Origin of the sequence: Xanthomonas sp. LMG 12461, from assembly GCF_009192935.1 — a bacterium.
Taxonomy (GTDB): Bacteria; Pseudomonadota; Gammaproteobacteria; order Xanthomonadales; family Xanthomonadaceae; genus Xanthomonas_A; species Xanthomonas_A sontii.
On the sequence record NZ_NQYT01000079.1, the window covers coordinates 1 to 11,972 of the forward strand.

Genomic DNA, 11,972 nt, shown 5'->3' on the forward strand with positions numbered 1-11,972 from the left:
CGGGATTCGGGATTCGGGACGGCAGCATGCTGTCCGCGGTCAAATGATGGTCAAGCGATTTGATGAAAAAAGTGCAGGTTTTGGAAACAAAAGCCGCCCCTCGTGAAGCCGCGACACCGCGGCTTTTTTGTGGGAGGGGCTTCAGCCCCGACGCCTTACCGATACCGCGTCGGGGCTGAAGCCCCTCCCACAGAAAGGCGGCACGGCGACGCACTTGCGAAAGACCCCGAATCCCCAATCCCGAATCCCCAATCCCGGCTTTTAGCGTCATCGTTCCTACATGCGCTGGACATGTTCGCTTCACTGCATTGCGCGAGGCTTTGTCAAACCGGAGCCCCCGCATGCGCTACGCGATCGTCACCGAGACGTATCCCCCTGAGGTCAACGGCGTCGCGCTGACCGTGCAGGGGCTGGAACTGGGGCTGCGCGCGCGCGGCCATACCGTCGACGTGGTGCGTCCGCGCCAGGCCGGCGACGCCGACCCGGCGGATCTGCGGCTGGTGCGCGGTGCGGCGCTGCCGCGCTACCCCGGATTGAAATTCGGCCTGCCCGCGCCGCGGCGCCTGACCAAGCTGTGGCAGGCGGCGCCGCCGGATGCGGTGTACATCGCCACCGAGGGCCCGCTGGGCTGGTCGGCGCTGCGCAGCGCGCGGCGCCTGGGCATTCCGATCGCCACCGGCTTCCACACCCGCTTCGACGAATACCTGCCGCAGTACGGCGCGGCCTGGCTGCAGTCGACCGCGCTGCGCTGGATGCGGCGCTTCCACAACCAAGCCCAGGCGACCCTGGTCCCGACCCGCGAACTGCGCGACTTCCTCGCCACCCAGGGTTTCGAGCGGGTGCGCCTGCTGGCGCGCGCGGTGGACAGCAAGCAGTTCGAGCCGCAGCGCCGCGATCCGCAGTTGCGCGCGCAGTGGGGCCTGCAGGACGACGACTGCGCGGTGCTCTACGTGGGCCGCATCGCCTCGGAGAAGAACCTGCCGCTGGCGGTGCGCGCGTTCCGCCAGTTGCAGCAGCAGCGTCCGCGGGCGCGCTTCGTCTGGGTCGGCGACGGCCCGCTGCGCGAGCGCCTGGCGCAGGAGAATCCCGACTTCATTTTCTGCGGCATCCAGCGCGGCGACGCGCTGGCGCGGCATTTCGCCAGCGGCGACCTGTTCCTGTTCCCCAGCCGCAGCGAGACCTTCGGCAACGTGACCCTGGAAGCGATGGCCAGCGGCGTGGCCACCGTCGCCTTCGACTACGGCGCGGCACGCGAATACCTGCGCGACGGCATCAATGGTGCGGCGGTGGCCGACGACGAGGCCTTCATCGCCGCCGCGCTGCGCCTGGGCAGCGACGACGCGCTGCGCCAGCGTCTCGGCGAGGCGGCCTGCGCGTCGATGCAGCAACTGCGCCCGGAGCGCGTGGTGGCCGATTTCGATGCCCTGCTCAACCAACTGGCGGACACCCGGAGGACGCATGTCGACGCGGCTTGAGATCCTGCGCGGGCACGAGACCCGCTGGTGCCGGCGCGCCAACCACTGGTGCCGGCGGCGCTCGGTGCGACGCTTCTTCGCGGTGATCAGCCGCCTCGGCGACGGCGTGTTCTGGTACGCGCTGATGACCCTGCTGGTGCTGTGCGACGGCATGGACGGCGTGTTCGCCTCCGCGCACATGGCCGCCACCGGCGTGGTCGCGCTGAGCCTGTACAAGGGTCTGAAGCGCTGGACCCGCCGCCCGCGTCCATACGCCGCCGACCTGCGCATCCGCGCCTGGGTGGCGCCGCTGGACGAGTTCAGCTTCCCCTCCGGCCACACCCTGCACGCGGTGTCCTTCGGCATCGTCGCCCTGGCCTACTATCCCTGGCTGGCGCCCCTGCTGGTGCCCTTCATCGCCTGCGTGGCGCTGTCGCGGGTGGTGCTGGGCCTGCACTACCCCAGCGACGTGCTCGCCGCCACCGGCATCGGCACGTTGTTGGCGGGCGTGTCGTTGTGGTTGGTATGAGGCTGGGAATGGGGAACCGGGAATAGGGAATGGAAACAGCCGGCGCCGTCCGGCTCCATGCCCTCTCCTCACTCCTGGCTCCGGACAAGGTCGCGACTGAAACCGCTCCTACGAGAGCGCAACAACGCCTGCGTTAGCGCACCCTCCGAATCCCTAATTCCCGTTCCCGAATCCCAATCCCGGCCCTTCGAAAGCGTAGCAACGCCTGCGCTCGCGAACACTCACCATTCCCCAATCCCGATTCCCCACTCCCGGCCTTACAATGGCCAAATGACCACGCTGTTCATCTCCGACCTGCATCTGGACCCGGCACGGCCGGCGATCACCGCGCTGTTTCTCGACTTCCTGCGCGGGCAGGCGCGGCAGGCCGAGTCGTTGTACATCCTCGGCGACCTGTTCGAGGCCTGGATCGGCGACGACACGCCGTCCGAGGCGGCCGATGCGGTGGCGGTGGAGCTGCACGCGCTGCACGAGGCCGGGGTGCCGGTGTTCTTCATGCACGGCAACCGCGACTTCCTGCTCGGCGCCGACTACGCGCGGCGTGCCGGCCTGCGCCTGCTGCCCGATCCCTGCGTCATCGATCTGTACGGCGAGCCGACCCTGCTGCTGCACGGCGACCTGCTGTGCACCGACGACACCGCCTACCAGGCGTTCCGCGCGCAGACCCGCGACCCGGTCTTCCAGCAGCAGTTCCTGGCGCAGCCGCTGGCCGCGCGCATCGCCTACGCGCAGCAGGCGCGCGCCGCCAGCCAGGCGCGCCAGGCCGAGTTGAAACAGGACGACCGCGCGCAGTTCGAAACCGTCACCGACGTGGCCCCGGCCGAAGTCGCCGCCACCTTCGCCCGCTACGGCGTGGCGCGGATGATCCATGGGCACACCCACCGGCCGGCGGTGCATGCGCTGTACGTGGAGGGCCGCGCCTGCACCCGCATCGTACTCGGCGACTGGTACGAACAGGGTTCGGTGCTGCGCGTGGACGCGCAGGGCTGCCAACTGCAACAGCTCTAGCGCCAGCGTCCGGCGCGGCCGCGGGCAGCCCGCCGATGCGCACCCGGCACTTCGCGGCAACGCATTTCCCTGCGACCGCGGCGCGGCTGCAGGACGGCGCCGAATAGCGCTTCGGCCCCGGATTCCGCAGGGCCGCCGATGACGGCATCCCAGTGCACCGGGTCGTCTCCGCCCACCTGATGGCAGTCCGCAATCAGGCCTGACAATCCGGGCCGCGACGTCGACACCGCTCACATCCAGGCCACCGTCTTCCACCCGCGTTTCCTGGCCGCGCAGCGCCGCGACCACGCGCGCGGCGCGGTGCGAAAATCCGCCTGTCAGGGCAAGCCGCCACCGGCTTGCTGCTGCCGCCATTGCGCGTATTCGACGAAATCGCCGTCGACCACGTCGTACCACTGGATCGCACCGGAGCGCTCGACACGGAAGCGGTCGCGGACCGGCTCGGTCTGCGGGTCGCCCGGGCAGCCGTCGCCGTGCTTCTCGCGTACGGCGATCTCGATCGCCGCCGGCGCGGCGGCCTCGGGTGCGGCCGCTGCAGACGCTGCCGGGGAGGCGGCGCCCTCGCCGTCCTCGACGGCGTAGCCCAGGCACTGCAGATCGGGATAGGCATGATCGGCCGACAGGCGCGCCTGCAACACGTCCATCGCGCGGTTCCCGTCGAAGGTGTCGGCCGGTGCGGCCGGCGGGGTCGCCCGCGGCGCGTCGGTCTTGGCGGTCGGCGACGGGGTCTCGGTCTGCCGGTCGGGAGCGGGGCCGCAGCCCGCGCTCAGCATCGCCAGCAGCAGCGCGGCCGGCAGTCGCATGCGCTTGAACATCGTCGATCCCAGGAAGTCGGTCGGCACCGGCCGCGCCGGCGCCGCTTCCCAGCATAGCCGAAGCGGACGCCGCCGCGCCCGCTCCGGCCGTCTTCGCCGCACGTGGCGCAGGCAGGCGGCCTGCGCCACGTGCGGGCCGGCTCAGCGGAACCCGGCCACCGTCGCCTTGGTGTTGACCAGCACGCGCTGGTTGTCGGCGGTGCTGGCGTTGCCCATCGGCACGCCGTTGTAGGACACGTTCGGGTTGGACCAATAGTTCAGCCGCGGGCAGCTGCTGGTGCAGTTGTAGGCCATGATCGTGCGCCAGCTGTTGCCGTAGCGATAGCCGTGGCCATAGGCGTACGGCGAGGTGCTGGAGTCGGTGGCCACGTCGTGGCGCGCGCTCTGCAGATGGCCGATCTCGTGGGCGAAGCTGTAGTAGCCGGTGGCGCAATCCCAGTACACCGCCGCGAACGCGGTGGCGGCGGTGGAACCGATGCCCGAGGCGAGACCGCAATAGGCGGAGTTGTCGATGATCAGCACGCCGACGTCGGCCGCGGTGCTGTTGCGCGAGGTATGGATGCTGTCCATGTAGCCGTCGCTGGTGCCGCGGAAGCGGGTCAGGTCGGTGTTGAAGTCGCCGGACTCGGTGTAGTTGGTGGTCTCGTAGCCGGCCAGCTGCATGGTGATGCCGACGTTGCTGTTGGTGTAGCCCTGGTTGGACTCAGCCACCGCCAGCTGCACCAGCGACTGCATGTTGCCGCCGTAGCTGGTCACCGCCTTGTTGGTCGCCACCACCAGCACACGGATGGTCGCGGGCGAACCCGACGAGGCACCGGCGGCGGTCACGCGTTCGTCGATCACCGACTGCGGCATCTGCACCGTCGGCAGCAGCGCGTAGTCGGCCGGATGCTCGGCCGGCATGCGGCGTTCGTCGACCTCCACCAGCACATGGCCGCCACCGGCGATCGGACGCAGGTGGAACAGCGTGCCGTTGCTGCGGATGCTGCCGGTGATGGTGTCGCCGCTGCGCACCAGGATCGCCGAGTTCAGCGGATCCAGGCCGGACAGCGCACGGGTCCGCGCCACCGCGGCATTGCCGAGATTGCCGTACCAGATGCTGTTGCCGCCTTCCAATTGCTCGGTCTTCAACTGCGTGGCGGTGATGCGCTGGCCCAGCAGGTCCAGCTCGAGTTGCTTCTGTCCGGCGGTGACCGCGGCGGCGTTCACGCCGACCCGCTGCACCGCGCCGGTGGCGGGATTGGCCAGCAGGCGGCTCAGCGCCGGCTCGCCGGCGATGGACTTGGAGACGTACTGGCTGCTCTGGAACAGGGGCGTTCCGGCTGCGGAGGCGGAACCGGCGACACACAGGGCAAGCATCGCGGTAAGGCTGCACATCGACTTCATGTCGGACTCCTGGGTGGTGAGTAGGGACGAACGTCGCCCCGCGCGCGACCGGAGACGGGGGAGGCCGCGCGGGGGAGTTCGATTAGCCGCTCAGCCACCGTTCAGCGCAAGCAACAAATGCAGCGGGGTCTCCGCTCGGAGATAGGCGTCACAGAACGCACGCAAGGGCGTTCATGCCGCCGCCTGCGCGTTGACGCGACCCGGGCGCCATGCCGCGGGAGGACGCCGCCTCAGCCGGCCTGCTGCTGCAGCGCCAGCAATTCGTCCTCGTCGAACCCGGCCAGCAGGCGCGCCTGCAGGTTGAACGGGCCGTGCAGGTAGCCGCCGGCGTACTCGCGCAGCAGCGCCGCGAAGCGGGCGCGCGGTTCGATCCCGGCCTGCGCGCAGTACCAGCGGTACCAGCGCGAGCCGGCGGCCACGTGCGCCACTTCCTCGCGCAGGATGATGTCCAGGATGTCGGCGGTGGCGTCGTCGCCGAGCGCGCGCAGCTTGGCGATCATGCCCGGGGTCACGTCCAGGCCGCGCGCCTCCAGCACGCGTGGCACCAGCGCCATCCGCGCCAGGCCGTCGTGGGCGGTCTTCTCGCACATCTCCCACAGGCCGTTGTGCGCGGCGAAATCGCCGTAGGCATGGCCCAGCGCGCGCAGGCGGTCGCGCAGCAGCACGAAATGGCGCGATTCGTCGTCCGCCACCGCCACCCAGTCGGCGTAGAACGCCGGCGGCAGGCCGCGGAAGCGGTAGACCGCGTCCCAGGCCAGGTCGATGGCGTTGAGCTCGATGTGGGCGATGGCGTGGATGAACGCCGCACGGCCCTCGGCACTGCCGAGGCCGCGCCGCGGCAGCTCGCGCGGATGCACCAGCAGCGGTCGCGGTGGTCGCCCCGGCATGCGGATCGGCTCGGGCGCCGGCGCCGCGGCCGGCACCGCGAGCGCGCCATCACGCCAGGCCGCGGCATGGCGCTGGGTCAGCGCCACCTTCTCGTCGGGGTCGGCGGCGTCCAGGCAGGCGCGCGCGGCCCGGTACAGGTCGCCGTTCACGGCGCCGCCTGCGGATGCGCTGCTGCCTGGCGCCGTTCCAGCCAGGTGCGCTGGGCCTGCTCGCAGCGGTTGCCGGGCACCTTGAACACGCAGTCCACGCGATGTGCGCAGGCCAGGGCGAAGGCGCTGCGGCGGTCGGCCGCGGGCGGTTCGGGGATGCTCGCCAGCGGTGCGCTCGACGGCCAGCCGGCGTCGACGCCGATACCGGCGGCAAGCAGGCGCGAGGTGCCGTCGCGGCAATCGACGGCATACCCCCACTGCGGCGCATCGGCGCGCACGTCGTCGGAGGAGCGCTGCGCGCGCAGGCGCAGGAGCAGCAGGTCCTCGCCGATGCGCTGCGCGCCGGCGATCGCCAGCGGTGCGCGGTAGCCCGGCTGCAGCACCGCCAACTGGTCCGGGGCCATGTACAGCTGCAGCATGGTCAACTGCGCACTCGGCACGCTGCCGTCGCGCAGGCGCGGATCGTCCAGCGCCTGCACCGGCCGCGTGGCGTCGTCAGCAGTGCAGCCGCCGCACAGCGCCGCCAGACCCGCCAGCGCGAGCATGCGCCGCGCCCGGGCGCGGCGGCGGCGGGACTCAGGCACGGCGCTTGCGCTTGGCCTCGTCCGAGCGCAGCTGCATGATCCGCTCGAAATAGCCGGATTCGATGCCGGTGGTGTACTGGCCGTTGAAGCACGAGGAGTCGAACGCCTTCAGTTCCGGGTTGCCCTCGCGCACCGCGGTCTCCAGGTCTTCCAGGTCCTGGTAGATCAGCCAGTCGCAGCCGAGGAATTCCTGGATCTCCTGCTCGCTGCGGCCGTGCGCGACCAGTTCGTCGGCGGCCGGCATGTCGATGCCGTAGATGTTGGGATAGCGCACCGGCGGCGCGGCGCTGGCCAAATACACCTTGCGCGCGCCGGCGTCGCGCGCCATCTGCACGATCTGCCGGCTGGTGGTGCCGCGCACGATCGAATCGTCGACCAGCAGCACCACGCGGTTGCGGAATTCCAGGTGGATCGGATTGAGCTTGCGGCGCACCGACTTCACCCGCTCGCCCTGTCCCGGCATGATGAAGGTGCGGCCGATGTAGCGGTTCTTGACGAAGCCCTCGCGGTACTTCACCCCGAGCACGTTGGAGATCTCCAGCGCGGCGTCGCGCGAGGTGTCCGGGATCGGAATGATGGTGTCGATGTCGTGGTCCGGGCGCAGGCGCAGGATCTTCTCGCCCAGCTTCATGCCCATGCGCATGCGCGCCTTGTGCACCGAGACGTTGTCGATCATCGAGTCCGGCCGCGCGAAGTACACGTACTCGAAGATGCACGGGGTGTGGTCGGTGGGCGAGGCGCAGACCTCGGAGAACAGCTCGCCGCGGCCGGTGATCACCAGCGCTTCGCCGGGGCGCACGTCGCGCACGCGGGTGAAGCCGAGGATGTCCAGCGCCGAGGACTCGGAGGCGACGATGTACTCGTCGCCCTCCACGCTCTCGCGCTTGCCCAGCACCAGCGGACGGATGCCGTGCGGGTCGCGGAACGCGACCAGGCCCAGTCCCAGCACCACGCTGACCACCGCGTAGCCGCCCTTGCAGCGGCGGTGCACGCCGGCCACGGCGCGGATCGCCGCCTCCGGGGTCAGCATGCGCTGCGCGTCGAGCTCGTAGGCGAACACGTTCAGCAGCACTTCGCTGTCCGAATCGGTGTTGATGTTGCGGCGGTCGGCCTCGAACACCTGCTGGCGCAGGGCTTCGGTATTGACCAGGTTGCCGTTGTGGGCCAGCGCGATGCCGTACGGCGAATTCACGTAGAACGGCTGCGCCTCGTCCATGCCTTCCGAGCCGGCGGTCGGATAGCGGCAATGGGCGATGCCGACGCGGCCTTCCAGCACCGCCATGCGCTTCTCGTCGAAGACGTCGCGGACCAGCCCGTTGGCCTTCTGCACGCGCAGGCGGGTGCCGTCGGCAGTGGCGATGCCCGCCGCGTCCTGGCCGCGGTGCTGCAGCACGGCCAGGCCGTCATAGAGTTGCCCGGCCACGTTCTGGTTGCCGACGATTCCGACGATGCCACACATGTCAACGCTCTCCGCGGCGGGAATGCCGCTATTGGGAAGGTGGCCGTGCCTGGCCGTTGGGTTCGACCCGTGCCGGGTCGAATTGCGCCGGACGCGCCTGCGCCGGATCGATGTTCGCGGGCATCAGTTGCGACGGATCGCCCCCGGGCTGCGCGGACCGCACCCCGGGACGTCCCAGGGCCTTGGACATCATCTCCTGCAGCCCACTGGCCTGCAGGGCGTTGCCCAGCGCGGCATTATCGCCTGCCGCGGGCAAGTTGCCCAAATTCATCTGCGACACGTTCAGTTGCGGCATCTGCGACAGGTTCATCTGCGGCATCTGCGGCATGTGCCAGTCCGGTATCTGCGCGCGCATCCAGCCCACGCCCGGCTTGAGCACCGGCAACACCATGGAATGCTGCCAGTCCGGCTCGCGGGTCAGCGGGGTGAAGCTCATCAGGAACGCCAGCACCGCGGCGAAGAAGCCGCCGCGCGCCGCACCCAGGCCGAAGCCGAGCGCGCGGTCGGTGCCCGACAGCGCGGTCGAGCGCACCGCGGTGCGGATCACCATGCCGGTGATGCCGACCACCGCCATCATCGTCACGAAGGTCAGCGCGTAGCCGCCCAGGTAGTAGCTCATGCTCGGCCGGGACCCGTTGGCCAGCCACTGCCCGGCATTGCCGCCGAACTGGAACGTGGCCCAGCCGGCCAGGAACCAGGACAGCGTGCCGACCACGATGCCGACGAACCCGCGCAGGGCCCCGAGCAGGGCCGAGACCAGGATCACCGTCAACAGCACCATGTCGATCATGCGCGCCTCCCGCGGCCGAGCCGCTGCATCGCGCCGATCGCGCGTCGCGCCTGCCTTCCCTGGACCATCGTGCTACTCCATGGGCCGAAGCCCGATCAAGGATGTGGACGTACCATACCGCTGATGCCGACCTTGGCTGCCACCTGGGCGCGCAACTGCTCGGCATCGGCGCGGTTGGCGACCGGGCCGACCCGCACCCGGTTCAGCGCGCCCTTGTCGGTGCGCACCTGCTCGACGAAGGCGCTGAAGCCGGCCGCGCGCACCTTGTCGCGCAGGGCATTGGCGTCCTCGGCCTTGCCGAACGCGCCCAGCTGCACGGCGAAGCCGGTGCCGGAGGCCGCCGGCGCGGCCGGTACGCTCGGCGCCGGCTTGGCCGCCGCCGTGGTGGCCGGGGTGGCCGCCGGCTTGGTGGGTTCGGGCTTGGTCGCAGCCGGCTTGGCCGGTTCCGGCTTGGGCGCCGGCGGCGTCGCCGGCTTGGTGGTAGCGACCGGCTTGGCCGGCTCCGGCGGCAGCGCCTCGGTCCTGGCCGGGGCGGCGGGCGCGGCGGCGGCGACGTTGCTGGCGGCGGCCGGCGTAGCGCTGGCCGGGGTGGCGTTGCTCGGCGCCGCGTCCAGGGTCACCACCTGGGCGTTGACGTCGTTGCGGACCTTGACCGCCTGCAGGCGCACGGATTCGGCCTGGGCGCGATCGGCATACGGTCCGATCCGCACCCGCCAGGCCTGGCGCCCGCCGATCGTGGCCTGCTCGCGGAAGCCCGGCAGCTGCGCCTGCTTGAGCCGCGCGATCACCGCATCGGCGTCGGCGGCGGTGGCGTAGGCGCCGAAATTCACCGCGTAGTTGCCGGCGGCCGTGCTCGGCGGCAACGGTTGCGCGGCGCTGCCCGCGGCCGGATCGGCCAGGTCGGCGGCATCGGGGTTGTCCTTGACCGGCGCCGGCGCGGCGGCTGGCGCAGCGGCGGCGCCCGGCGCCTTGGCCATGCCCACCGCCCCGCCACTGGGTGCGTCGCCCGGGGTCACCAGCGGTAGCTCGCGGGTCTCGAACTGGCCGTCGGCCGGCGCGTCGGGCGCCTTCAGCGGCACATTGGCCACGCCGCTGTCGGGCGCAGGCCCCTTCACCAGCATCGGCAGGAAGATCACGGCGAGCGCTACCAGGACAAGGGCGCCAATCAATCGCTGTTTCAGGACGGTATCCACGGAAAGGCTGAGGGGGCGGCGTGGCGGAGTGCCGTGCCGATTATAAGGTGGGCCCGCGCGGAGGCGGGATCAGCCGGCTGAATGCAGCCAGTGCAAGGCCTCGGCGGCGGTATGGAACGAACCGAACACCAACACCCGGTCGCCCGGCTGCGCCTGCGCCAACGCCGATTGCAGCGCCTGCGCCACGCTCTCGGCGCCGCCGGCCTCGGCGGCGGCGGTCCCCGCCAACCGCGCGCGCAACTGCGCAGCGCTCTGGCCGCGGTTGCCGGCCAGGCCGGCCAGGTGCCAGGCATCGACCTGCGCGGCCAGTGCGTCCACCACCCCGGCGGCGTCCTTGTCGGCCAGCGCCGCGAACACGGCGCAGGTGCGGCCGGCGACCGGTTGCACCTGCAGCGCGGCGGCCAGTTCGCGGGCCGCCTGCGGGTTATGGCCGACGTCGACCAGCACCTCCACCCCGTCGCGCACGCACGGCTGCAGGCGCCCGCGCAGGCGCGCGGCGCCGATGCCCTCGGCGTAGGCGTTGCGCGGCAGCGACCGGCGCAGGGCGCGCAGGGCGGCGATGGCGGTGGCGGCGTTGGCGCGCTGCACCGGCGCGCGCAACTGCGGCAGCGGCAACTGCAGTTCGGTGCCGACGTCGCGCCAGCGCCAGCGGTCGGCGTCGATCGGCTCGTGGAAGAAGTCGCTGCCGGCGCGCAGCGCATTGGCGCCGATGGCGTAGGCGCGGCGCAGCACACTAGAGGGCGGATCGATCTCGCCGAGCACCAGCGGTTTCCACGGCCGCGCGATGCCGGCCTTCTCCGCGCCGATCGTCTCGCGGTCGGTGCCGAGCCAGTCGGTGTGGTCGATGTCCACGGTGGTGATCACCGCCACGTCGGCATCGACCAGGTTCACCGCATCCAGCCGGCCGCCGAGGCCGACTTCCAGCACCGCCAGTTCCAGCTTGGCCCGCTGGAACAGCCACAACGCCGCCAGCGTGCCGTACTCGAAGTAGGTCAGCGCGGTGTCGCCGCGCGCGGCCTCCACTGCCGCGAAGGCGGTCACCAGATCGGCATCGCTGGCCTCGTCGCCGTCGATGCGCACACGCTCGTTGTAGCGCAGCAGGTGCGGCGAGGTGTAGCTGCCCACGCGCCAGCCGGCGGCACGCGCGATGGCCTCGACGAAGGCCACGGTCGAGCCCTTACCGTTGGTGCCGCCGACGGTGATGACGTGCTTGGCCGGCTTGGTCAGGCGCATGTGTGCTGCCACGGCGCGCACCCGTTCCAGGCCCATGGCGATGTCCTGGGGGTGTTGGCGCTCGATGTAGGCGAGCCATTCGGGGAGGGTGTTCATGGAGACGATTGAACTCGACTGATGCGACAACAGCACGCGCACTCATAGCGGCGACGCATTTTGCTGCTGCTTTGGTTTTGGTTCCGGTTTTGGCTGTTGCTGTTGCTGTGGCGGTTGCTTTGGCTTTGGCTGTTCAGGGTCCCGTGAGGCACGGCAAGCAGACCGGACGAAAACCCCGCAGGGGCGGCGCGCAGGATGCGCGCCGTTTTTCGACGGCACATGGATGTGCCGCCGAAAAATGTCCGGTCTGCTTGCGCACCCGGAGCGCGCAGCGCGGAGGGCGTGCCGCCCGGGTGTGCTTTCTTTTGGTTACTTTTCTTTGCACAAGCAAAGAAAAGTGACTCGCGCGCCAAGCGCGAAAGCACTTTGCACTTGCACTTGCAGCTGC

Annotated in this window: 12 protein-coding genes; 3 read left to right on the forward strand and 9 right to left on the reverse strand. The window is 70.7% G+C overall.

Going from position 1 to position 11,972, the window contains the following annotated elements; all coding sequences use genetic code 11:
- The first annotated feature begins 341 nt into the window (after positions 1-341).
- From CEK68_RS18540 to lpxH, 3 genes are all read left to right on the forward strand, one after another.
- On the forward strand, positions 342-1,475 hold the full coding sequence (locus CEK68_RS18540; protein WP_017907842.1) for a glycosyltransferase family 1 protein: 1,134 nt from the start codon (positions 342-344) through the stop codon (positions 1,473-1,475).
- Complete coding sequence (locus CEK68_RS18545; RefSeq protein WP_152240266.1) at positions 1,459-1,983, forward strand: phosphatase PAP2 family protein; 525 nt, start codon at positions 1,459-1,461, stop codon at positions 1,981-1,983. Before CEK68_RS18540 ends, CEK68_RS18545 begins: the two co-directional genes overlap by 17 nt.
- A 270-nt stretch (positions 1,984-2,253) precedes the next feature.
- Positions 2,254-2,991, forward strand: a complete 738-nt coding sequence (gene lpxH / locus CEK68_RS18550; protein ID WP_152240267.1) for a UDP-2,3-diacylglucosamine diphosphatase — start codon at positions 2,254-2,256, stop codon at positions 2,989-2,991.
- Positions 2,992-3,308: 317 nt separating this feature from the next.
- Here the strand turns inward: lpxH and CEK68_RS18555 are convergent, their stop codons facing one another.
- The 9 genes from CEK68_RS18555 to CEK68_RS21310 form a co-directional block, all read right to left on the reverse strand.
- A complete protein-coding gene (locus CEK68_RS18555; RefSeq protein WP_152240268.1) occupies positions 3,309-3,806 on the reverse strand; it encodes a hypothetical protein in 498 nt (165 codons plus the stop codon).
- Positions 3,807-3,947: 141 nt separating this feature from the next.
- On the reverse strand, positions 3,948-5,192 hold the full coding sequence (locus CEK68_RS18560; protein WP_152236565.1) for a zinc-dependent metalloprotease: 1,245 nt from the start codon (positions 5,190-5,192) through the stop codon (positions 3,948-3,950).
- A gap of 230 nt (positions 5,193-5,422) precedes the next feature.
- Complete coding sequence (locus CEK68_RS18565) at positions 5,423-6,229, reverse strand: ferritin-like domain-containing protein (protein ID WP_152240269.1); 807 nt, start codon at positions 6,227-6,229, stop codon at positions 5,423-5,425.
- Entirely contained in the window at positions 6,226-6,774 is a 549-nt protein-coding gene (locus tag CEK68_RS18570) for a hypothetical protein (protein ID WP_152240270.1), read from the reverse strand. The genes CEK68_RS18565 and CEK68_RS18570 overlap by 4 nt, the downstream gene beginning before the upstream one ends.
- A 31-nt stretch (positions 6,775-6,805) precedes the next feature.
- The gene (gene purF / locus CEK68_RS18575; RefSeq protein ID WP_152240271.1) at positions 6,806-8,272 is read right to left on the reverse strand and encodes an amidophosphoribosyltransferase; all 1,467 of its coding nucleotides are present in this window, start codon (positions 8,270-8,272) and stop codon (positions 6,806-6,808) included.
- Positions 8,273-8,300: 28 nt separating this feature from the next.
- Positions 8,301-9,062: a CvpA family protein gene (locus CEK68_RS18580; protein ID WP_152240272.1), complete on the reverse strand. Its 762-nt coding sequence runs from the start codon at positions 9,060-9,062 to the stop codon at positions 8,301-8,303.
- Positions 9,063-9,157: 95 nt separating this feature from the next.
- Entirely contained in the window at positions 9,158-10,255 is a 1,098-nt protein-coding gene (locus tag CEK68_RS18585; RefSeq protein WP_152240273.1) for an SPOR domain-containing protein, read from the reverse strand.
- A gap of 69 nt (positions 10,256-10,324) precedes the next feature.
- Positions 10,325-11,593: a bifunctional tetrahydrofolate synthase/dihydrofolate synthase gene (gene folC, locus CEK68_RS18590; protein WP_193314249.1), complete on the reverse strand. Its 1,269-nt coding sequence runs from the start codon at positions 11,591-11,593 to the stop codon at positions 10,325-10,327.
- Positions 11,581-11,972: hypothetical protein (locus CEK68_RS21310; RefSeq protein ID WP_226977962.1), on the reverse strand; the 392-nt coding region annotated here is incomplete at its 5' end. The genes folC and CEK68_RS21310, both read right to left, overlap by 13 nt.

Excerpts from the sequence above, each read along its gene's own strand:
- CEK68_RS18540 (WP_017907842.1), top strand. The coding sequence starts at position 342 with ATGCGCTACGCGATCGTCACCGAGACGTATCCCCCTGAGGTCAACGGC.
- CEK68_RS18545 (WP_152240266.1), top strand. The coding sequence starts at position 1,459 with ATGTCGACGCGGCTTGAGATCCTGCGCGGGCACGAGACCCGCTGGTGC.
- lpxH (WP_152240267.1), top strand. The coding sequence starts at position 2,254 with ATGACCACGCTGTTCATCTCCGACCTGCATCTGGACCCGGCACGGCCG.
- CEK68_RS18555 (WP_152240268.1), bottom strand. The coding sequence starts at position 3,806 with ATGTTCAAGCGCATGCGACTGCCGGCCGCGCTGCTGCTGGCGATGCTG.
- CEK68_RS18560 (WP_152236565.1), bottom strand. The coding sequence starts at position 5,192 with ATGAAGTCGATGTGCAGCCTTACCGCGATGCTTGCCCTGTGTGTCGCC.
- CEK68_RS18570 (WP_152240270.1), bottom strand. The coding sequence starts at position 6,774 with ATGCTCGCGCTGGCGGGTCTGGCGGCGCTGTGCGGCGGCTGCACTGCT.
- purF (WP_152240271.1), bottom strand. The coding sequence starts at position 8,272 with ATGTGTGGCATCGTCGGAATCGTCGGCAACCAGAACGTGGCCGGGCAA.
- CEK68_RS18580 (WP_152240272.1), bottom strand. The coding sequence starts at position 9,062 with ATGATCGACATGGTGCTGTTGACGGTGATCCTGGTCTCGGCCCTGCTC.